22 protein-coding genes are annotated in these 22,255 nt (G+C 41.5%); 13 read left to right on the top strand and 9 right to left on the bottom strand.

The features are described from left to right. Positions 1-330: 330 nt before the first annotated feature. Both P7J49_RS06890 and queA read right to left on the bottom strand, forming a co-directional pair. Positions 331-804 carry an arginine repressor gene (locus tag P7J49_RS06890; RefSeq protein ID WP_002941715.1) on the bottom strand — a complete coding sequence of 158 codons (474 nt, stop codon included), beginning with the start codon at positions 802-804 and terminating at the stop codon, positions 331-333. A gap of 63 nt (positions 805-867) precedes the next feature. Continuing rightward, on the bottom strand, positions 868-1,896 hold the full coding sequence (queA, locus tag P7J49_RS06885) for a tRNA preQ1(34) S-adenosylmethionine ribosyltransferase-isomerase QueA (protein WP_408570155.1): 1,029 nt from the start codon (positions 1,894-1,896) through the stop codon (positions 868-870). Between the two features lie 347 nt (positions 1,897-2,243). Between queA and P7J49_RS06880 the strand changes: the two genes are divergently transcribed. From P7J49_RS06880 to dltD, 8 genes are all read left to right on the top strand, one after another. Next, positions 2,244-2,948, top strand: coding sequence for a glucosamine-6-phosphate deaminase (locus tag P7J49_RS06880; RefSeq protein ID WP_408570153.1), 705 nt, complete (start codon positions 2,244-2,246; stop codon positions 2,946-2,948). A gap of 460 nt (positions 2,949-3,408) precedes the next feature. Beyond that, the gene (locus tag P7J49_RS06875) at positions 3,409-3,753 is read left to right on the top strand and encodes an SSU0592/SSU0593 family protein (RefSeq protein WP_408552039.1); all 345 of its coding nucleotides are present in this window, start codon (positions 3,409-3,411) and stop codon (positions 3,751-3,753) included. 109 nt (positions 3,754-3,862) lie between these two features. Next, entirely contained in the window at positions 3,863-4,210 is a 348-nt protein-coding gene (locus P7J49_RS06870) for a hypothetical protein (protein WP_408570151.1), read from the top strand. 474 nt (positions 4,211-4,684) lie between these two features. Further along, positions 4,685-4,810: a teichoic acid D-Ala incorporation-associated protein DltX gene (gene dltX / locus P7J49_RS06865; RefSeq protein WP_002937209.1), complete on the top strand. Its 126-nt coding sequence runs from the start codon at positions 4,685-4,687 to the stop codon at positions 4,808-4,810. Further along, entirely contained in the window at positions 4,800-6,362 is a 1,563-nt protein-coding gene (gene dltA, locus P7J49_RS06860; RefSeq protein ID WP_408570149.1) for a D-alanine--poly(phosphoribitol) ligase subunit DltA, read from the top strand. Before dltX ends, dltA begins: the two co-directional genes overlap by 11 nt. Next, entirely contained in the window at positions 6,359-7,600 is a 1,242-nt protein-coding gene (gene dltB / locus P7J49_RS06855; RefSeq protein ID WP_024378246.1) for a D-alanyl-lipoteichoic acid biosynthesis protein DltB, read from the top strand. The genes dltA and dltB overlap by 4 nt, the downstream gene beginning before the upstream one ends. Positions 7,601-7,642: 42 nt before the next feature. After that, the gene (dltC, locus tag P7J49_RS06850) at positions 7,643-7,882 is read left to right on the top strand and encodes a D-alanine--poly(phosphoribitol) ligase subunit DltC (RefSeq protein ID WP_002937198.1); all 240 of its coding nucleotides are present in this window, start codon (positions 7,643-7,645) and stop codon (positions 7,880-7,882) included. After that, the gene (dltD, locus tag P7J49_RS06845; RefSeq protein ID WP_029179772.1) at positions 7,875-9,140 is read left to right on the top strand and encodes a D-alanyl-lipoteichoic acid biosynthesis protein DltD; all 1,266 of its coding nucleotides are present in this window, start codon (positions 7,875-7,877) and stop codon (positions 9,138-9,140) included. Before dltC ends, dltD begins: the two co-directional genes overlap by 8 nt. Before the next feature lie 89 nt (positions 9,141-9,229). Here dltD and P7J49_RS06840 read toward each other — a convergent pair whose 3' ends face one another. Both P7J49_RS06840 and P7J49_RS06835 read right to left on the bottom strand, forming a co-directional pair. After that, on the bottom strand, positions 9,230-10,294 hold the full coding sequence (locus P7J49_RS06840) for a low temperature requirement protein A (protein ID WP_257209536.1): 1,065 nt from the start codon (positions 10,292-10,294) through the stop codon (positions 9,230-9,232). Between the two features lie 123 nt (positions 10,295-10,417). After that, positions 10,418-11,374, bottom strand: coding sequence for a glutathione S-transferase family protein (locus P7J49_RS06835; RefSeq protein ID WP_408570146.1), 957 nt, complete (start codon positions 11,372-11,374; stop codon positions 10,418-10,420). Positions 11,375-11,505: 131 nt separating this feature from the next. On the opposite strand from P7J49_RS06835, the gene P7J49_RS06830 reads away from it, so the two are divergent. Beyond that, a complete protein-coding gene (locus P7J49_RS06830) occupies positions 11,506-12,222 on the top strand; it encodes a pseudouridine synthase (protein WP_408570145.1) in 717 nt (238 codons plus the stop codon). A gap of 10 nt (positions 12,223-12,232) precedes the next feature. Then, the gene (locus P7J49_RS06825) at positions 12,233-12,715 is read left to right on the top strand and encodes a glutathione peroxidase (RefSeq protein WP_408570157.1); all 483 of its coding nucleotides are present in this window, start codon (positions 12,233-12,235) and stop codon (positions 12,713-12,715) included. A gap of 18 nt (positions 12,716-12,733) precedes the next feature. Here P7J49_RS06825 and P7J49_RS06820 read toward each other — a convergent pair whose 3' ends face one another. The 5 genes from P7J49_RS06820 to P7J49_RS06800 form a co-directional block, all read right to left on the bottom strand. Next, entirely contained in the window at positions 12,734-13,735 is a 1,002-nt protein-coding gene (locus P7J49_RS06820) for a FecCD family ABC transporter permease (protein WP_024407563.1), read from the bottom strand. Beyond that, positions 13,732-14,757, bottom strand: a complete 1,026-nt coding sequence (locus P7J49_RS06815) for a FecCD family ABC transporter permease (RefSeq protein ID WP_408570143.1) — start codon at positions 14,755-14,757, stop codon at positions 13,732-13,734. The genes P7J49_RS06820 and P7J49_RS06815 overlap by 4 nt, the downstream gene beginning before the upstream one ends. Positions 14,758-14,770: 13 nt before the next feature. After that, positions 14,771-15,700: an ABC transporter substrate-binding protein gene (locus tag P7J49_RS06810; RefSeq protein ID WP_408570141.1), complete on the bottom strand. Its 930-nt coding sequence runs from the start codon at positions 15,698-15,700 to the stop codon at positions 14,771-14,773. A gap of 12 nt (positions 15,701-15,712) precedes the next feature. Next, positions 15,713-16,498: an ABC transporter ATP-binding protein gene (locus P7J49_RS06805; protein ID WP_014636900.1), complete on the bottom strand. Its 786-nt coding sequence runs from the start codon at positions 16,496-16,498 to the stop codon at positions 15,713-15,715. A gap of 465 nt (positions 16,499-16,963) precedes the next feature. Further along, a complete protein-coding gene (locus tag P7J49_RS06800; RefSeq protein WP_408570139.1) occupies positions 16,964-18,409 on the bottom strand; it encodes a UDP-N-acetylmuramoyl-L-alanyl-D-glutamate--L-lysine ligase in 1,446 nt (481 codons plus the stop codon). A 146-nt stretch (positions 18,410-18,555) separates the two neighbouring features. Here P7J49_RS06800 and P7J49_RS06795 point away from each other — a divergent pair, with 146 nt between their 5' ends. The 3 genes from P7J49_RS06795 (at position 18,556) to P7J49_RS06785 (ending at position 22,252) form a co-directional block, all read left to right on the top strand. Then, positions 18,556-19,302, top strand: a complete 747-nt coding sequence (locus P7J49_RS06795) for a lysophospholipid acyltransferase family protein (RefSeq protein ID WP_014735985.1) — start codon at positions 18,556-18,558, stop codon at positions 19,300-19,302. A gap of 66 nt (positions 19,303-19,368) precedes the next feature. Then, the gene (locus P7J49_RS06790) at positions 19,369-20,031 is read left to right on the top strand and encodes a helix-hairpin-helix domain-containing protein (RefSeq protein WP_408570136.1); all 663 of its coding nucleotides are present in this window, start codon (positions 19,369-19,371) and stop codon (positions 20,029-20,031) included. Beyond that, entirely contained in the window at positions 20,015-22,252 is a 2,238-nt protein-coding gene (locus tag P7J49_RS06785) for a DNA internalization-related competence protein ComEC/Rec2 (RefSeq protein ID WP_408570134.1), read from the top strand. Before P7J49_RS06790 ends, P7J49_RS06785 begins: the two co-directional genes overlap by 17 nt. Positions 22,253-22,255: the final 3 nt, after the last annotated feature.

Genomic DNA, 22,255 nt, shown 5'->3' with positions numbered 1-22,255 from the left:
CATAAAGAAAGAGAGAACGAAGTTCGTCCTCTCTAGGTGTTAGCTTTTCATCTACCCACTACAGTTGACAAAGAGCCAGAATAACATTGAAAGATGAGATAGAAATGTGTCACTGTTTACAAGAAGTGGACAAAAATATATGAAAGTGTGATTTATTATATGCTGTCTTAGAAATAGAACCCATCTGAATATAGAATAAGTCAAGTTAGACTATTCTACAATAAAACGCTTATATGTTATATTTTCGTTTATGAGTATAAAGGGAAGTTATTGATATTTATTTGAAAAATTATCTTTAAAATTAAGTCTGTTGTTTGTGAACATAAATTTTTATAATTTACTAAAGAAAAATGGTGGAGTAAACTGTTTCAAGTGCTCGAAGCAAGCTTGTGCCCCCTCGACATCTTCACAAATGATGAGACAGACATCGTCACCGCAGACGGTTGCTACAATTTGAGGAATCTCCATGGCATCCAAAATAGAACCGAATGAGTTAGCCAATCCAGGTAGGGTCTTGAGAACCACTTGATGTTGGATAGGTTTTAGCATGACCAAAGCATCTTCCATATAGAGTCGCAGTCGTTTTTCCCAGCGAGTAGGAGCAATGGGGTTGATGACATAGTGAGAAGAATCATCTTCGTTGACTTTGACAAGATTGAGCATCTTGATGTCACGGGAGAGGGTAGATTGGGTGACGGAGACTCCATTGACCTCTAGTAATTCTTGCAATTCCTGCTGGGTGTGTATTTTCTTCTCCATGATTAGAGACAGGATCAGCTGATGGCGACTTTCAATCTTATTCATAGGGCCCTCCTTGAGATGTAAGGAAAATAAAATCTGAACTCAGAATAATTTGGTGACAACAGCCTATTGAATGAACATTGCATCCCCAAAACTAAAGAAGCGGTAGCGTTCTTCAACAGCATGTTTATAGGCATCTAACGTAAATTCTCTACCTGCAAAGGCAGAAACTAGCATAACCAAAGTAGATTTTGGCAGGTGGAAATTGGTTGAGAAGGCATCAACAATTCGGAAGGTGTAGCCAGGTTTGATGAAGATATTTGTCCAACCAGAATCAGCTTCCAAACGGCCATCAAATTTATTACCGATGGTTTCGAGGGTGCGGATGGATGTTGTGCCGACTGCGACGATACGCCCACCGCTATCTTTGACCTGATTGAGAGTTTGAGCAGCTTCAGCTGATAGGTTATAGAATTCCGAGTGCATTTCATGCTCATCAACGTTATCAACAGAGACTGGTCGGAAGGTCCCAAGCCCAACGTGAAGAGTCAGATAGACTAGTTTCACTCCTTTAGCTTCGATTTTTTCGAGTAATTCTTGGGTGAAATGTAGTCCAGCAGTTGGAGCTGCGGCAGAACCGTTTTCCTTGGCATAAACTGTTTGATAGCGTTCACGGTCTTCTAATTTTTCATGAATGTAAGGTGGAAGTGGCATTTCGCCTAGGCTTTCCAAGACTTCAAGGAAGATACCTTCATAGGAGAATTCAACAATTCTTCCACCGTGTTCTAATTCTTCTACGATAGTAGCAGTCAATCGTCCGTCTCCAAAGGCAACTGTGGTGCCGACTTTCAGGCGTTTAGCTGGTTTAGCAAGAACTTCCCACTGGTCACCTTGGGTATTTTTCAAAAGCAAAAGCTCCACATGTCCATTGGTTTCAGGCTTGTAGCCATAAAGGCGGGCAGGGAGCACGCGCGTGTTGTTCATGACCAGTGCATCGCCTGGATGAAGTTGGTCAATGATGTGGTCAAAGTGGCTGTCGACCATGCTCCGTTTTTCGCGGTCGAGGATCAATAGTTTAGAGCTGTCGCGCTTTTCAAGGGGAACTTGAGCGATAAGCTCTTCGGGTAAATCAAAATCAAAATCTGCAGTATTCATATTCACTCCTTAGACTAAAATAAAATATAGGTAAAATAAATCAATAGGGCAAATGGCAAAGCCACCAATAGACTACCAATCAGGTAGAAAATAAACTTTAGGACCTTTGATTTAGAAATAAAATAGCCAGTAAGGCAGAACAGAATACCAATAAAAAATAAGTAAAAAAGCACATCTGTCATAAATGTATTATATCATAGTTAGACACTTAAGTCTTGATGGATGGGAAGAGAATTAAAATTATTCGGGTTGATGTAATATTCTATAAGTATAAATTCTTGACAAAAATTGGTCTATACCATATAATAAAGAAAAATAAGAAATGGTATATACCAAAGAGGTGCGCTATGAAAATTCATGTAGTAAACAATCAAGTTGAAGGAGCAACTGTAGCATTAGATATTTTGAGAGAAAAATTGAACGGAGGTGCCAAGGTATTAGGTTTGGCAACAGGCTCCAGTCCGTTAGAATTTTACAGATTGATTCGTGAGTCGGATTTAGACTTTTCAGATGTGACATCTATAAACTTGGATGAGTATGTTGGTTTAGGTGAGGAGAGCGACCAATCCTATATCCATTTTATGAAGGAAAATCTTTTCAATGCCAAACCGTTTAAACAATCTTTTTTACCGAATGGTTTGGCGACAGATGTAGTTGCTGAAACAGGACGTTACAATAAAATTCTGGCTGAATATCCAGTTGATTTCCAAATTTTGGGTATCGGTCGCAACGGCCATATCGGTTTCAACGAACCGGGTGCTCCATTTGATGGTCAGACTCATCTGGTTGAATTGGCGCCATCAACCATCGAAGCCAATGCACGCTTCTTTGACAATCCAGAAGATGTACCAAAACAAGCTATCTCAATGGGCATCGCCAACATTATGGCAGCCAAGACCATTGTCCTCATGGCTTATGGTCAGGAAAAAGCTGACGCCATTAAGGCGACTGTGGAAGGTCCTGTGACAGAAGATGTCCCAGCAAGTATCCTCCAAAACCATGACGATGCCGTTCTTATCCTCGACCAAGCCGCAGCGAGTAAATTAGTGTAGTATGTTGTAATCGATTATTCTTAGACATAAAGTTGGTTGTAACAGTACAACAAGTATAATTTCTGAATGAATCTAGGTTCTTTTTCCATTATGAATTTGACAAAAATTGTGAAAAGGCATGTAACTTATATTTTTAAGGGCATGCCTTTTGCTATTCTGATAATCCATATCAGTTGTTATATATTGAATGGATTATAACATTAAGTTGTATGTGAGAGAAAATTTCAACAAGAGGTATTGCTATCCTTTATCATGTTGAAAATTGATAGGGACAAGTGAAATGAGCGAAACAGTATCATTTTCTCTACGTTTCGTATAACGTTTTCATTTTTTTCAGGTAGTTTTCTGGTTTTTATATAATCATTTTTTAAAGTTGGTTTTTGAGTTATTTTTTTGTGCTATACTGGCACTACATTGTCTAAAAAAAGGGCGAATATTGTATAAAGGAGACGTTTCAAAAATGAAACGTATTGTAACAAAACGTAGTTATAAAGTTGGTCTGTGTGCTATGGCTCTTGCTCTTCTGATGAGCACTGCAGGTGGCGTAACTGCTGGTGCAAAAGATTACCATGTCACTTCATCTGGAGAACTGAAACCAATGAGCGAAGGAGTGTTTATGAAATTGGAATCTTCATCTAATTTCATTGAAAATGAAGGAATTATGGTGAAATCTATTAGTAGTCAGAATACTAATCCAAAAAATTTGAACGGGCCTTGGCATTGGAAATTTTGGGACAAAGTCAAACTGTTTTTCAAAAGATTTCGTGAAGGTTTTGGTATACAAAGATTATTTGGATTTAAATAGTCAATAATTAAAGTGTTATTCAAATGTTCATAATCTTGTAATATTTAGCGCAATTAATTTATAAACCTTCATATTAAAAAAACTAGTACTTTGTAAAAGGAGACACTACATGAAACGAGCTAATTCAAAACTAGCAGCTTTAACACTCATTACAACTCTTGCAGTTACCTCTGTTATTGGGACAACGGTGCATGCTGAGGAGAAAGTAACTGCTGATCAGACTGTAGCAGGAAAACACAAACCGATTACGGATGAGCAACTTCAAAAAGCGATTGGAGATAGAAATCCAAATAATATTAAGATACAAGCTAAATTTGAAAATACCAAGTTCAAAAATCAAGAGATAAGTATTATTGGACCAGTTAAAACACAACAGCCAAAGACTCCTGAAAACTCTTCATGGTTTTGGGATCTTTGGAATCGTTTTACAACTTTTGTCAAAAATATTTTTAGCTAAGATTTCTATTTTTTGTTGACTTCATATGGATAGAGAACAGTGGTTCATGTGAGCTTTTATTCAAATGAAAAGCGTATGAAATATTGGAGAGATTTAGGCATCTAAATTAGAGATTGTGCAAGAAATTATGTAATAGACCTCACATTTTTTGCGGATGAGATGTTGACACGAATTCCATATTTCTTGGGTCTCGGTTGTAATTTTTCTTAGATAAATTAAAGAGTGAAAAGTTTAGGATATTGTAATTGTTCTAAACTTTTTACATTGCATTGATAAAAAATACAGTCTTTGTATAACAGGTATATTCTTGTATTTTTTAGCGAAAAAAGAAATAAATTGACAAAATTATGGTAAAATATGGGTTGATTTAAAATTAATCATTTAATGAATGGAATGAGTTCGAAGTAAGTCAAGATTGACTAGACATTGTATTTAAAGCAATTCACAGGAATAAGAGATGGAAGGAGATAGAACATGCAACATCCAGTTGTACGATTTATCTGTAGAACCCTGTTTTATTTTTTTATATTGTTACTACTTTTGTATCTGTATAGTTATTTAGACATTGGACAGGGAGGGTTTATCTATAATGAGTTTTAAGGAGGAGAGTAAAAAAAAGATTAGCAGCATGTTAGAGCGGGTAGAGCATTTTGCAACAGAAAATCCTGACTACCCTGTTTACCATTATCTAGGACAGTTGTATAGTTATGGGGATTTAAAAGCAGATTCAGATTCTTTAGCAGCCCATATTGATAGTTTGGATTTACCAGCAAATTCTCCTGTCCTTGTTTTTGGCGGACAGGAGTACCAGATGTTGGCAATCTTTGTTGCCTTAACCAAGGCTGGTCATCCGTATATCCCTGTAGATAGTCATTCTGCTTTGGATCGGATTGAAGCCATTCTGGAAATAGCAGAGCCGAGTTTGGTATTTGCGGTAGCAGACTTTCCGCTAGAGACAAGTTTGCCAGTGCTTGGTTTGTCTGAAGTGGAGGCCATTTTTGAGAGGAAATCGACTTATCAGTTGATGCATCCTGTAAGCGGAGAAGATACCTACTATATTATCTTCACTTCTGGGACGACGGGTAAACCAAAAGGGGTGCAAATTTCGCATGACAATTTGCTCAGCTTTACTAACTGGATGATAAGGGATAAGGAGTTTGCGCTACCAGAGCGACCACAAATGTTGGCTCAACCTTCCTATTCGTTTGACTTATCGGTTATGTATTGGGCTCCGACGCTTGCCCTTGGTGGGACCTTATTTGCTCTACCGAAAGAGTTGACTTTGGATTTTAAGACTTTATTTGCAGCTATTCAAACTTTGCCATTTAAAATTTGGACTTCGACACCATCATTTGTAGATATGGCTTTGCTATCTCGTGAGTTCGATGGGGAACATTTACCAGATTTGACGCATTTCTATTTTGACGGAGAGGAGTTAACTGTAAAAACAGCTCAGAAGCTCCGCGAACGTTTTCCAAAAGCTGTGATTGTTAACGCTTATGGACCGACCGAAGCTACAGTCGCCTTATCAGCAGTTGCCATAACTGATGAGATGCTGGTGAATTATAAACGTTTGCCGATTGGTTATACCAAACCAGACTCGCCAACTTTTATTTTGGATGAGGATGGTCAAGTAGTACCGAATGGTCAACAGGGAGAAATTGTTGTATCAGGTCCTGCTGTCTCTAAAGGATATTTGAATAATCCTGAGAGAACCGAGACTGCATTTTTCCAGTTTGACGGCTTACAGGCCTATCATACTGGGGATTTGGGTGTAATGACAAATGAAGGTCTGTTACTCTATGGCGGACGTATGGATTTCCAAATTAAATATAATGGTTATCGTATTGAGTTGGAAGAAGTTGCCCAACACTTAAATAAATCAGTCTATATTGAGGCTGCGGTGGCTGTTCCACGTTATAATGCTGACCATAAAGTGCAAAATCTGTTAGCTTATGTTGTCCCTAAAGCAGGGATTATGGAGCAGTTTGATCGAGAGTTGGAGTTAACCAAGGTCATCAAACAGGAGTTAAAAGAACGGATGATGGATTATATGATGCCTTCGAAGTTTATTTATCGAGACAGTCTTCCTTTGACTGCAAATGGGAAGATTGATATTAAGGGGTTGATCGCTGAGGTGAATGCTCAATGATGGAGTTTTTCAAACAGCTACCTCAGTTAGAGCCTTATGGGAATCCATTGTACTTTTTCTATCTAGTCTTGGCGCTAGTACCAATTTTTATAGGACTCTTTTTTAAAAAACGTTTCCCCTTGTATGAAACAGGTGTTAGTTTAGCCTTCATTGTCTTGATGTTTACAGGTACAAAGACAATACAGTTGCTGTCTTTATTGGCCTATATCATTTGGCAGACAATGTTGATTTTTTTCTACAAGCATTATCGTCAACGGGCAAATCAAAGCTGGGTCTTCTATTTAATCGTATGTTTAGCTGTTTTTCCGTTGACTTGGGTAAAGTTGGCACCGACTTTTAGTCAGCATGGGGCAATTTTCGGTTTTTTAGGTATTTCTTATTTAACGTTTCGGTCGGTCGGAATGATGATTGAAATGCGGGACGGTTTACTAACGGAATTTAGTTTAGGGAGTTTTTTACGATTTTTGTTATTTATGCCAACTATTTCGAGTGGTCCTATTGATCGTTATAGACGGTTTACGGAAGATTACAAACAAATTCCTGAGCGAACTGAGTTATTAAATATGCTCGATCAGACTGTGCATTATATTATGATGGGCTTCTTATATAAGTTTATTCTAGCCTATTTTATCGGGCATACTTTACTGGAGCCTTTAAAGGCAGTCGCCTTGGATCAAGGTGGATGGTTTAACTTACCTACTATTGGAGTTATGTATCTCTATGGTTTTGAATTATTCTTTGACTTTGCAGGCTATTCCATGTTTGCCATAGGTATTTCCAATCTTATGGGTATTCGTTGCCCAATTAACTTTGATCAACCGTTCAAATCGCGTGATCTTAAGGAATTTTGGAATCGATGGCATATCAGCTTATCTTTTTGGTTCCGTGATTTCGTCTTCATGCGTCTGGTTAAGACTTTGTTAAAACATAAGGTTTTCAAAAATCGAAATACGGTATCTAATGTTGCCTATCTGTTAAATATGCTCTTGATGGGCTTGTGGCATGGTGTAACATGGTATTATATTGCATATGGTCTCTTTCATGCTTTGGGGTTGATCATCAATGACGCTTGGATTCGTAAGAGGAAATCAATTAATTTAGCTCGAAAAAAAGCTGGGCAAGAACCACTGCTGGATAATCGTTGGACGAGTTTCGCTGGTATGTTTGTGACCTTCCATACGGTCATGTTCTCTTTCTTGATATTTTCAGGATTTTTAGATAAATTGTGGTTCAAGTAGACAATAGGTAACGATTGTATGAATCGTAGAAAGGAATAAAAAATGGATGTAAAAGAAACAATATTGAATATTATCGAAGAATTATTTATGGAAGATGTATCTGAAATGATGGATGAAGACCTATTTGATGCGGGTGTTTTGGATAGTATGGGGACCGTAGAACTTATTGTGGAGTTAGAAAGTCGTTTTAATATTACAGTTCCAGTTTCAGAGTTTGGTCGTGAAGATTGGAATACAGCTAACAAAATCATTTCTGGTGTTGTGGAGTTGATGCATGCGTAAGCAATTGTGGCAGATTTTTGGGCCTGTGATTTGTGCAACGTTTTTAGTTATTCTCACCTTGTTGTTTTTCCCGAGTTCTTCTCGGTCAAATTTCAAAGAAGAAAAACAAGATGCAGTAGCATTGTCTTATATTAGTTTTAAGAGCAAATATAAGAAAAATAGAGCTCTGGGAGACAAAAATCATCGCTTTGTTCCTTTCTTTGGGTCAAGTGAATGGTCACGTTTTGATAGTATGCATCCGTCAGTGTTGGCAGATGCCTATCAGAGAGAGTATACTCCCTATTTGTTAGGACAACGTGGTGCAGCTTCGCTGACACAATATTTTGGCATGCAACAGATTGGGGCACATTTAAAAAATAGTCAGGCTATCTATGTTGTTTCTCCTCAATGGTTTTCACCCAAAGGGGCATCATCTAAGGCATTTGAACAATATTTTAGTAGTGATCAAGCCACTCATTTTCTGCAAACAAGTGCTGAGGATGACTATGATAGATATGCAGCAAAGCGTTTCTTAGAGCTTAAATCAGACTGTAGTTTGACAGGAATGTTTCAAAAAGTAGCTGGTGGTAAGGAATTGTCGAAATGGGATAGAGAGCAGTTGACCTGGCAAGCCTATTTATTAGAAAAGCAAGATGCCTTATTTAGTCGCTTTGCTGATTCTGGTAGTAATTTAGGATTGGTAGAAACGGAAGCGATGAAACTTCCAGAGCCTTTTTCCTATGACCGCTTGAGTAAAGTGGCTAATGAGGACGGGAGTCGTTCTACTCAATCAAATGATTTCCAAATTGATGATAGGTTTTATAGAAATCGTCTTCAGTCAAAAATCAAAAAACTCAAACAATCCCAGACAAAAATATCTTATCTGCAATCACCGGAGTACAATGATTTTCAGCTGGTTTTGAATGAATTTGCTAAACATCAGACTGATGTGCTATTTGTAATTCCCCCAGTTAATGAACGTTGGATGAACTACACTGGTCTCAATAAAGATATGTATCGGGCAACAGTAGCAAAGATTAAGTACCAGTTGACCAGTCAAGGTTTCAATCATATTGCTGATTTGTCGGAGCAGGGGGGGATAGATTATTTTATGCAAGATACAATCCACATCGGTTGGCAAGGCTGGCTGGAGCTTGATAAGTATATCCACCCATTCTTGACAGAACAACAAGCACCTGTTCATTATCAGTTAAAAAAAGAATTTTTAACTTCCGAATGGGCTGCATATAAGGGAGATTTAAACTTATTTTTAAAATAGTTAGATACAGTTATAATAAAAAGCAAGAAGGCTTTGAATTAGGAAGTCTCCTTGCTTTTTTTGTTCTTTTACTGTAATAAACTGAATGATTATATATCTTCTCCCAACAAACTGTGGTTGGCTTTGCGGAAGCGAATAACATGATAGGCAATCATAGCGTGTGAGAGCAGGTTTAAGATAACAAATAGTAGGATATTTGAATGCCCATCCAGCAATAAGGCAACATTTCCAATTAGTAAAATGAGAGCATAGATGAACAGCCCTCTCCTGCCAACTTGATGGACTTGTTGATTATAGAAGGAGGTCGAAAGGATACCACTATAGAAGAGAAGGTTTCCTACAATCAGCATGGGCAAGGCCAAATCATTATGATGACTAGGGAAAAGTTCCATTGCCACTGTGAAGAAATTCAAGCCAAGAACAATCACCAAGTGAGCGTATAGCAGAACAGTCGCATCTGCCTTGCGGTGATGGTCGATAGTGAGATAGGTCTGAGAAATATAGAAGATGAACAGAGTCGCCATTGCGAAGAAGAGGAGGATTCCTTCCAAAGGAAGTTCTAGAATCGGATAATTTTTCAAAATCGCAATGACTGTTTCACCAAAGGTGATAATAGTAATCAGCTGGCAGCGTTCTACGATATGAGGAAAGTTCATCACATCATGGCTGAGTTTGTCTTTGAAAAAATAGGAAATGAAAAATGGAAGATAAAAAAGCAAGAGGCTCTTTTCATCATAGGTCCAGAAATTGAAGTAAATAGCTACCAAAGCCAAGAAAAATACCAGCAAATAAATCCCAAACATATAGAGACTATTTTTTATATCTGCCGTAAAACCGATTTTTCGCCCCCGAAGGTAGTACTGCAAGCAAAGTAGCAAATAAGACAGGGTCAAAAAGATAGTAAAGGGCAGGGCTGTTGCTTCAAAATCATGACTAAAGTTTAGGGATAATTGCCCCACCACAAACATGGACGCAATAATCGTGATAATATCCAACAAATCCCGTTCACCATATTTGTTGAGGTAAATCGTCTCATTAATCCACAAGGTCATAATTATCAGGTTAGCGGTGATAAAAGTTAGAATTTCCCTGAGTCCGATATGGTCCCCGTGTAAGAGGCCAGTCAGTGAAGAGGTAGCTAATACAAAGACCAAGTCCTAAAACAATTCATAGTTGGATACGCGTTTTGCGATAATTTCAGACATGGAAGTCCCCTTTTCAAAAAATCTGAACTATTATACCATACGAAAAGGGAGACTGTCATCTCCCCTTGTCTGTTAGAGCGTCCAGTCCAAGTCTGGTCCTACTGGAACAATGCCTGTTGGGTTAATGTTCTTGTGGCTACCGTAGTAGTGCTGTTTGATATGGTCAAAGTCCACCGTCTCCGCAATACCAGAGTGGTTGTAAATCCGCTTGGTATAATCCCACAAGTTTGGATAGTCAACCAAGGCCTTGATATTGCATTTGAAATGCCCAAAGTAAACAGGGTCAAAACGTACCAAGGTGGTAAAGAGTCGAATATCAGCCTCTGTCAGCTGATTGCCCACCAGATAGTCCTTGTCTGCCAAATGCTCTTCCAATTTATCCAAGGTAGCAAAGAGATTGTTGACTTCTTTTTCATAGACTTTCTGATTGGTTGAAAATCCAGCCTTGTAGACTCCGTTGTTGATGTTTGGATAGACAAAGTCATTCATGGCATCAATCTCAGCCTGTAGGTGTTCTGGATAGTAGTCATCATAGTTGCCTGTAATGTCATTGAAGGCGGTATTGAACATCCGCATAATCTCGGCAGACTCGTTGCTTACGATTGTATTGGTTTTCTTATCCCAAAGAACTGGAACGGTGACACGTCCTGTATAGTGTGGATCAGCCTTCAAATATACCTGATAGAGATAGTCGCTGTTAAAGAGGGAATCCTTGATCACACCAGGACCGTCTGCGAAAGTCCAACCATTTTCCAACATGAGCGGATGAACGATTGACAGGGAAATATGGTCTTCCAGCCCCTTCAATTTTCGCATGATTAAGGTCCGACTAGCCCAAGGACAGGCCAAAGAAATGTAGAGATGGTAACGTCCTGATTCAGCCTTAAAACCACCCTCACCTGTCGGTCCTGCTTGTCCATCGGGTGTAATCCAGTTGCGAAATTGCGTGACAGTACGGACAAACTTGCCGCCTGTTGACTTGGTGTCATACCATTGATCCACCCATTTGCCATCTTGTAAAAGTCCCATGATATTCTCCTTTATTATAAAAAGTAGGAAATCCAAGCAAACTAGATTTCATTTGCATACATATCACTAATTAGTATTATAGTCTTTTTTCAATCAAAGTCAAGACCTAGGTTTTATGCTAGAATAGAGATATGAGATTGGACAAATGTTTAGAGAAAGCCAAAGTTGGCTCGCGCAAGCAAGTTAAAAAACTTTTTAAAGCCCAGCAAATCAAGATTAACGGACAAGCAGCTCAAAGTCTCAGTCAAATCGTCGATCCTGAACTCCAAGAGATTCAGGTGGCAGGGCGAAAAATCGAGCTAAACGGCTCGGTCTACTATTTACTCAACAAACCAGCAGGGGTTGTTTCTGCTGTGACAGACCAAGAGCATCAGACAGTCATCGACTTGATTTCTTCGCAAGACAGTAGGGAAGGTCTCTACCCCGTCGGTCGTCTAGACAGGGATACCGAAGGCCTGGTTCTCATCACCAACAACGGTCCACTCGGTTACCGTATGCTCCACCCTAGTCACCATGTGGACAAGGTTTACTATGTGGAGGTCAACGGTCCCTTGGGTCCGGATGCCCCGACTTTCTTTGCATCAGGCGTTACCTTTTTGGACGGCACCCGTTGCCAGCCCGCAGATTTGACTGTCTTGGAGGCTTCTTTGGACCATAGCAGAGCGACCATCAAACTGGCAGAAGGTAAGTTTCATCAGGTCAAAAAAATGTTTTTAGCCTATGGTGTCAAGGTCACTTATCTCAAGCGGATCTCCTTTGGTGGTTTTGAGCTGGGGGATTTGGAACGAGGTGCATACAGACAACTCACTCCAAATGAATTGGAACATTTATTCACTTATTTTGACTAGAGGAGGATATATAGTGAGCATTTATGAAATTATAGTACAAAAACAAGATGGCACAGACCAGTCCATGGCTGAGTATCAAGGACAAGTTTTACTTATAGTCAATACAGCGCCAGGTTGTGGATTGGCACCACAATACAAGGAACTACAGGAGCTATATGATAGCTATAAAGACAAAGGTTTTGTAGTGTTGGATTTCCCTTGTAATCAATTTTTAAATCAAGCTCCCGGTTCTGCTGAAGAAATCAATCAAACCTGTAGTTTGACTTATGGAACAACCTTTCCTCGTTTTGCTAAAATTGCTGTGAATGGATCTGAAGCTAGTCCGCTATATCGCTATCTTAAGAAAGAAAAATCGACCTTATTAGGAGGTCGAATCGAGTGGAATTTTACCAAGTTTTTGGTGGATAGACAAGGGCGTGTGGTCAAACGCTATTTACCAACGACTAATCCATTAAAACTTAAAGAGGATATTGAACGTTACCTAGAAAAATAACAAGAAGGCTGGAGTCATCTAGCCTTCTTGTTTTAGTAACCACAGAAAATAGGGAGCGCCGATAAGGGAGACGATGATACCGGTTGGGATGCCTGTTCCGACAAGTAGTACTCGTCCTATGGTATCCGCTAGAAGTAGAATGAAGCTTCCTATTATCATAGTAGCTGGAATGATGACACGATGGTCATTTCCTAACCATTTGCGCACAATGTGACCAGCAATGAGACCAACGAAGGTGATATTACCAACTAAAATGACACTAAGAGAGGCTAGGGCGGTAGCCAATACCAAGGTAATCCGTCTTTCACGCTGTAAGTGGAGTCCCAAAGCCATGGCTGTCTGGTCGTTTAGATTCATAATATTGAGTGAGCGACTTCGACTAAACGTTGCCAGCCATACCAAGAGAAGAAGAGGAGTATAGATTGCGATAGTTTTCCAATCTCCACCATTTACTCGACCACTGAGCCACTGGACAATGTATTCCATCTTAAAGTCATCTAATTGGCTGATGATGCTAACCATGATACCAGATAGCATGCTCGAAATTCCAACTCCCGTGATAATTAAGCGTGCAGGATGGATGCCGTACAGCTTCTTACGAGCAATCCAGTAAACTAGAAAAATGGTTAATCCACCGCCCATCATAGCAAATAGAGGCATGAGACTTAATAAGACAGGGCTGATTTTTGAAGAGAGACCGACAAATAGTGCCACAACAAGACCAGCTCCTGCGTTGATTCCTAATATTCCAGAATCTGCCAGAGGATTGCGGGTCAAAGTTTGTAGCAACAAACCCGCCAAAGCCAGAGAAGCCCCTCCGATAATGGATGCGATTATTCTAGGTAAGCGAATTCGCCCAATAATCAGTAGAGTCGATGAACTGGCACGACCACTCATGATGTCAATGAGATCCGAAAAGGATGAATTGCTATAGCCGATAGATAAGGAAAGTAGGAAAATGACAAATAAAAGGATTAGTAGGAATGTGAATATTTTTAGAGAGTTGTGATGTCTTATCAAAAGTGTTTCTCCTTTCTAATCAACCATAGGAAGCAAGGGAGACCAATGATACTGATGACTGCGCTAATGGGAGTTTCAACAGGTGGATTGATAGAACGGCAAACCAAATCTACCCAGATGAGGAAACTAGCCCCTGCAAAGGCAGTTAATGGCAAGAGTAGCTTGTAATTTTTCCCTGTAAACATGCGGATAAAGTGAGGAATAATGAGCCCGACAAAAGAAAGTGAGCCCACAAGAGCTACCGCAGAAGCTGAGAGTAGAAGGACAATTCCCAACAAGATCAAGGTCATCAGTAAGGTTCGTTGCCCTAGATTTTTAGCAACGGTTTCGTTGAGACTCAGGATGGTCAGCTGATGTGAAAAGAGTTGAGCAAGGATGAGGCCAATGATGATAAGAGGAGCGATGATGGTCAGCATCTTCCAGTTTACCTGTACCAATCCCCCTGCTTGCCAGCCAATCACTGCAGTTGATAAATCAAAGTAGATAGTAATAGCCTGACCAATAGCAGAAAATAGACTTGCTACCATGGCGCCAGATAAAATTAAACGTAGTTGATTGTAGCCTTTTTGTACCTGATAAGCTAGACCAAAGACTAGACCGGCTGCCAGACAGGAGCCCAGTAAACATATTAATAAAATTTGACTGTAGTGCAAACCACCGAATAGAGCAAAGGCAACAATGAGAGCAAGTCCTGCGCCAGCATTGATTCCTAATAAGCCAGGATCAGCAATCGGATTGCGTGTAATTCCTTGCATCATTGCCCCAGCTTGAGCCATGGCAGCTCCCACCAAGATGGCGGCTACCATTCTAGGCAAGCGTAAATCGATGATAACATCCTGAGCGGAAGAATCTGTCAGCGGATGCTTTAGGGTTTCTATCAGTTGTTGGTGGCTATAAGAAATAGCTCCAAAACGTAAACTAAGATAGCCTCCAGCTATGAAAGAAAGACAGATGATGAAAAAAACAAGCCAAATATTCTTTGGCTTTGTTTTGGGATAATGAGAACTCGCTAGTTTGTTCATATATCCAGTCCTTTTACTGAAGTTTTTGAATTGCTGAGACAAAGGCGTCAATTTGTAAATCTAAAGACATCGGGTCGGAGAAGTAGAAGAGGTTGTAGTCTACCTCGATGACGTGACCATTCTTTACAGCAGGTAGATTTTTCCAAATATCACTTTCTTTGAGAGATGCAGCAGCTTCTTTTGTTTTATCATTGACGTTAACAAGCACATAGTCGCCAACGTATTCTGGAAGAGCTTCCTGAGATACCCCAAACCAGCCTTCTTTACTGATAATGTCTTCTTGAACCTTTGCAGGAGCAGAAAAAACGAGAGCGCGATAAACTAATTCTCCGCCACGACCAAAGTTGTTACCGTAAAGGAAGATGTTTTTATCGAAGAAGTCCATGACAGTAAATGTTGAACTTGTATCAATCAATCCTTTCAATTCCTCTTTCGCAGTAGCAACTTTCTCATCCCATTGATCTAACCAGGCTTGTGCTTCCTTTTCTTTTCCAAAAATCTGACCAACATCTGTCAGCATTTTCAGGTAGTCACTCTTTCCATAAGTGATTTCAATAACTGGAGCAATTTCTTTCAGTGTTTCTAAGTTATCATCACCAGCAAATACTAGAATGACATCTGGTTTTTGTGCGGCAATTGCTTCTGTATCTGCCGTTGTCAATTGTGGAACATCCTTTAGTTTGTCTCCAAATGCAGGACTATTTTTTTCTAAATCTAGACTATAGCTAGATACATCAATTCCTAATTGTAAGAGATAGCCTGTGTAAGAGTAAGCAAAGTTGACAACTTTTTTAGGATTTTTTGGAATGTCACCGTGGTAAGTAATACCTTCAATCTTTGGCATGTTAGACAATTCTGCGTCTGTTGAAGAGGAAGAGGTAGAACAAGCTGTTAAGAAAAACAGCCCGACAAATAAACTAAAAATAGCTAAAAACTTTTTCATTTTTTCTCCTTATTATTTTTTTAAATCGTAAGTTAGCAAAATAGGGTAATCTTGACCAGCAACCTGCATCAATTGAGGTTCAATGCTAAAAATGTCCCTCAGTATCTCAGTTGTCATCATATTGGACACAGACCCATGGTAGCGAATATCTCCCTCTTTCATGGCAATCATATAATCTGAAAATCGAGCTGATAAATTGACATCGTGAAGGACCATCACAATGGTTTTCTGTCGGCTTTGATTCAGTTCTTTTAAAAGTTCTAAGACTTCCAATTGATGATTGAGATCAAGATAGGTTGTTGGTTCATCTAAGAAAATGGTATCCGTATCTTGAGCAAGTGCCATCGCAATCCACACACGTTGCCTCTGACCACCTGATAAATCATCAACTGGTAACCTAGCGTAGGGAGCGGTCTGAGTGACCTCCAAGGCCCAGTTGATTTTCTCTCTATCCTGATCAGTGAGATGCCCCAGCCCATTTTGATGCGGAAAGCGACCATAGGAGACCAGTTCATAAACGGAAATCCCTTCTGTCGCTTCTAAGACCTGAGGGAGCAGGGCTAATTTTTTTGCGACTTCTTTGGTTGGTAGTTGTGAAATGGCTTGTCCATCTAAATAGATAGCCCCTTCTTGAACAGGGATAATCCTTGTCAACGCTTTAAGCAAGGTCGATTTTCCACAGCCATTGGCACCAATGATTGTCGTTATACTTCCTTTTGGAATACTTGTTGATAATTCATCAATAATAATCCGATTGTCGTAAGAGACTTGGATATTTTCCGCTTGAATCGAAGACACAAACTCCTCCTTTCCAGAATATGATTCATTAATAATTTGTTCCGACCAGTATTATATCAAAAAAATTTATCAAAACAAAGAGTTTTCTGAAAATTTTAATTTAATGAGAATCGTTATAAAAAAGGGAGTGGGAAAGAACTCAACCAAAATAAAAAGAGTTCCCCTCACTTCCAAGCAGTTGGCTCGGGCTAAAATAGTCCACTGGACTATTTTACTCCCACCCCCGCATAGCTCCAACAGTCAGAGTAGTGACTGTTGGAGGTTGGAAATGAAGCGAACTCTGTTCGCATCAGTCGTAATGGTTAGATTTGGAGTGTAAAACACGAATTGCTGAGATTTGCTTCGCAAATACTATCTCCAACCTTTAACAGTCCACTGGACTGTTAAAGCCAATCAACCACTGCGCTGAGATGTTGACACTAACTTTGAGAAGCGGTGCTGGGCTTTTTGCCCAGCCTCCGTATGTTACAAATATTGTTTTGCTACTTCGATGTCACCGTCATAGGCGGTCTTTTCGCCGTTTACAATCTGGTAGGCGTCAGCCCCCTTGCCTGCGATGATGACGGCATCTTTCGGAGAGCTTGTCTGACTCATGGCTGTGCGAATGGCTTCTTCCCGCTCCAAGATAAAGTTGCTTGGACGGGTCATGTGGGCACGGATTTGCTCGGCAATAGCAGCCGGGTCTTCACGGTTGGGGTCATCAGCTGTCAGAATGACCTGAATCTGCGGATAGTCATTGAGCAGAAGACCAAAGTCTTTGCGGCGACTTTCTCCCTTGTTACCAGGAGCTCCCAAAATCAAAAACACCTTGCCAGTCTGGTGCTCTAAGACGACATCAATCAGCTTCTTGACACTATCGCCGTTATGAGCGTAGTCCACGAATACCTTGGCACCGTTTTGCTGGGTCAGGACTTCCATACGACCAGGGACATTGGTTTGGGCAATCCCTGTGTGAATATCTTCCAGACTTGCACCCAAGCGGAGACAGGCCAGTCCTGCTGCGATGGCATTTTCTTGGTTGAAGCCACCAATCAGCTGGATGTCGTAGTGGCCAGCTAATTTGCCGGTCGCTGTGAAGTCAAAACCTGCTGACTGACTAATCTGGTTTTCAGAAGTCGGTCCATAGAAGTCATGGTCCTTTGAGCTGACTTGCTCCTTCACGACTTCAAAATGGTCCATTCCAGCATTGACAATAACTGCTCTGCTATTGTCCATCAACAGACGCTTATGGTAGAAGTAGTCCTCGAAGGTCGGGTGCTCAATGGGGCCGATGTGGTCGGGGCTGATGTTGAGAAAAACGCCGACATCAAAGGTCAGCCTGTAAACCCGCTTGACCAGATAGGCCTGGCTAGACACCTCCATAATCAAGTGAGTCATGCCGTTCTTGACCGCCTCCGCCATCATGGCAAAGAGGTCCAGGCTTTCAGGCGTGGTTAGGGCAGACTTAAAGAAAGTCTCACCGTCCAGCGTGGTGTTCATGGTCGAAAGCATGGCAGGCTTGTGGCTCTGTTTGAGAATGTTAAAAGCAAAATAAGCCGCCGTTGTCTTACCCTTGGTGCCGGTGAAAGCCAGGAGTTTGAGCTGTTTCTGAGGATGACCATGAAAATCCATAGCAATCAGGCTCATAGCCTGCTTGATGTCATGGACGATGATAGCAGGAATGCCGACCTCATAGTCGATTTCAGACACGTAAAAAGCAAGACCAGCCTCGATAGCCTTTTCCAGAAATTCCTTCTTAAAGGCCAAACCCTTGGCAAAAAAGAGGGTTGTTGGGCTAACCCTACGGCTGTCATAGCTGAGGGCGTCAAACTGGATATCTGTCCAAGGGCTGTCAGTCTGGTTATTTTGTTTGATATGGCGGAAGTTGTCATCCGCTTTTAAGATGTCTAATACACGTTCAATTGTAATCATGTTTCTATTGTAAACCTATCGAGGATATTTGACAAGTCTGGGCTATGTAAATAGTGGGTATTTTGACCGTAAAGTTGAATGAATATGACATTTCGCCCTGAAGCAAATTTGTGCTATAATAGAGGGGATTGAAAAAGGAGAAGTTTATGTTTTATTCTTATCTACGAACACTATTAACTTTCTTGTTGTGGGCCATCAATGGCAATATTCACTATCATGATAGAGAGAAGATTTTGCCACAGGAGGAAAATTATATTCTTATCGCTCCGCATAAAACCTTCTGGGATCCAGTCTTTCTTGGCTACGCAGCTGCTCCCAAGCAGTTCATCTTTATGGCTAAAAAAGAACTCTTCAAGGACCGCGGTTTTGGTTGGTGGATTTCAAAATGTGGAGCCTTTCCAATTGACCGTGACAATCCTGGCATGGCAGCCATCAAATATCCAGTCAACATGTTGAAAAAAAGTGACCGTTCACTTGTCATGTTCCCATCAGGTAGCCGTCATTCATCTGAACTAAAAGGTGGTGTGGCGGTCATTGCCAAGTCAGCCAAGGTCAAACTCATGCCAGCTACCTATGTGGGTCCCATGACTATCAAGGGGCTCCTAGCTGGTGAGCGAATCGATGTGGCTTTTGGAAATCCTATCGATGTTTCGGACATCAAGCGTATGGATGATGCAGGTACAGCAGAAGTAACTAGCCGAATTGAGGCTGAGTTCAAACGCTTAGATGACCATGCGGCATCTTTCCAAACCAAGAAAAAACCAAATATCTTGACTTATATCTATCGTATCCCAGTTCTTTTACTGGTTGCTCTTATCTTGGGATTGACCTATGCCTTTAGCTATATTGCCAGCTTCTTCTGGCAACCAAGTACTCAGTTGGATAAAAAATAAGTAAATGAAACTCGCAGCTTGCGGGTTTTTTGTATTTTTTACGAACTATATAGGTGGAGGTAATTTATGGAAACGATTAAAACTTATATAGAAATGCTTAAAGAATACAAGTGGCAAATTGCTCTGCCAGCAGTGGCTGGCTTGCTAATGGCGACGTTCTTAATATTCAGTCAACCAGCCAAGTCTGACCAGACAGGACTGACAGACTTTCCACAGACCGAACAAACTTCTAGCAGTCAAGAACAGACGGAGGAAACCAGTACAGAAGAGAGTGAAGAGCTCAGCCAGCTGGTCGTCGATGTCAAAGGAGCGGTAGTAAAACCAGGACTCTACACTTTAGAAGCTGGTGCGCGTGTTAATGATGCAGTTGAAGCAGCTGGCGGCTTGACCAGTCAGGCAGACCCCAAGTCTATCAATCTGGCTCAGAAGCTCAGCGACGAAGCGGTGGTCTATGTGGCCAGCAAGGATGAAAATATCTCGGTGGTGGCCAGCACGACTACCAGCTCTGCTATGTCCCCAGAAGAAAAAAGCACCAGTCTGGTCAATCTCAATACGGCGACCGAGGCTGACCTGCAGACCATTTCGGGTATCGGTGCCAAGCGGGCGGCGGACATTATCGCCTATCGTGAGGCCAACGGCGGCTTCAAGTCGGTGGATGACCTCAATAATGTGTCGGGCATCGGCGACAAGACTATGGAAAGCATCCGACCTTATGTCACGGTTGACTAAGCTCCCCTGCCAGCCCATCCACCTAGCCATCTTAGCGGTGGCGGCATACTTTGCAGTCCACTCCTTTTCCCTCTTGACAATGGGCCTGTTGAGTCTGGTAGTAGTTGTCTTTTGGATTCGGCAAGGCAAGACAGTTTTTCTCAAGACGCTGCCGCTTCTAGCCCTGTGCAGTTTGTTTTTCGGATGCCAGAAGGTCCAATGGGAGCGGGCAGATCAGTCAGCCCCAGAGCAAGTGACGACTGTGCAGATTATTCCAGATACGATTGAAGTAAACGGGGACAGCTTGTCTTTTCGTGGTCGGGCTGACGGACAAACCTATCAGGTGTTCTACAAATTAGCTAGTCAGGAGGAGCAGACTTATTTTCAAAAGCTGACAGGTCTGGTCCAGCTTGAAGTGGAAGCAGAGGTCAGCCTGCCAGCTGGTCAACGTAATTTCAAGGGCTTTGACTATCAGACCTACTTGAAAACCCAGGGCATTTATCGGATAGTCAAGATTACGGCAATCAAGAAGATTGTCCCAGTCCAGTCTTGGAATGTTTTTGACTGGTTATCAAGCTGGCGGAGAAGTGCGCTTGTTTTTATCAAAACTAATTTTCCGGCACCCATGAGCCACTACATGACAGGGCTCTTGTTTGGGGAGCTGGATAGTGATTTCGACCAGATGAGTGACCTCTATTCTAGTTTAGGAATCATTCATCTCTTTGCCCTGTCTGGTATGCAAGTTGGATTTTTCATCGATAAGTTTCGCTGGATTTTACTGCGTTTGGGCTTGACCAAGGAAACAGTGGATAAGTTACAAATTCTCTTTTCCCTTGTCTATGCTGGTTTGACAGGCTTTTCTGTGTCAGTGGTGCGGTCTTTGGTTCAAAAAATTCTGGGTAATCTAGGCTTGCGGAAGTTGGATAACTTTGCGGTGTCGGTCTTTGTCTGTCTGCTGATTCTGCCCCGATTTCTGCTGACAGCTGGCGGTGTCCTGACCTTTACCTATGCTTTCTTGCTGACGGTTTTTGATTTTGAAGACTTGGGGCAGGTCAAAAAGGCTGCGGTGGAGAGTCTCAGTATTTCGCTGGGAATTTTGCCGGTGCTGATGACCTATTTCTATGCCTTTCAGCCCCTGTCTATCCTCTTGACCTTTGCCTTTTCTTTTGTCTTTGATGTCCTGCTTTTGCCAGGTTTGTCAGTTATTTTTCTCCTGTCGCCAATCGTCAAGATTACTTGGGTCAACGGATTTTTCGTCTTTATGGAAAAAATCATTGTCTGGGTGGCTGACTTTGGTTTCAGACCTTGGATACTGGGCAAGCCGTCTGAGCTGGTCCTCTTGCTTTTGCTGGTCAGCCTCTTCTTGCTCTACGATTTCCACAGGAGAAAGAAATGGCTTCTAGGACTGAGCTTGGTCCTCGCTCTGCTATTTTTCATAACCAAACACCCGCTGGAAAACGAGGTGACGGTAGTGGACATCGGGCAGGGGGATAGCATCTTTTTGCGGGATATGCGGGGGCGGACGGTTCTGATTGATGTGGGCGGACGAGTCGATTTTGCGGCCAAGGAAGCGTGGCAGGAGCGGTCTTCGCAGGCTAATGCAGAGCGGACTTTGATTCCCTATCTGCATAGTCGGGGTGTCGATAGGATTGATAGTCTAGTGCTGACCCACACCGACACAGACCATGTGGGTGATGTGCTGGAAGTGGCTAAGCAGGTGAAAATTGGACGGATTTACGTGTCGCCGGGAAGTCTGACGGTGTCTGACTTTGTAGCAACCTTGAAAGAAATCAATGTCCCTGTCCATGTGGTGGCGGTAGGCGACCGCTTGCCGATTTTTGACTCCTATCTGGAGGTTCTCTATCCAAGTGGAACGGGCGACGGTGGCAATAATGACTCCATTGTCCTTTACGGTCGCTTGTTGGAAACCAATTTTCTCTTTACAGGAGATTTGGAGCAAGGGGAGTTAGACTTGATAGAAACCTATCCCAACCTGCCCGTCGATGTCCTCAAAGCTGGTCACCACGGCTCCAAAGGTTCTTCCTATCCTGAATTTCTAGACCATATCGGAGCCAAGATTGCTCTGGTATCAGCAGGAGAAAATAACCGCTACAAACACCCTCACCAAGAAACCTTGGACCGTTTTGACAGTCGGAATATCCAAGTCTATCGTACCGACCAGCAAGGAGCTATTCGCTTTCTAGGTTGGAGGGAGTGGAGGATTGAAACGGTGAGGGAGTAAAGT

This window comes from Streptococcus suis (genome assembly GCF_046032515.1).
Lineage (GTDB): Bacteria > Bacillota > Bacilli > Lactobacillales > Streptococcaceae > Streptococcus > Streptococcus suis_AL.
The sequence above is the reverse complement of the archived record's forward strand: the minus strand, read 5'-3'. Positions and strand labels throughout refer to the sequence as shown.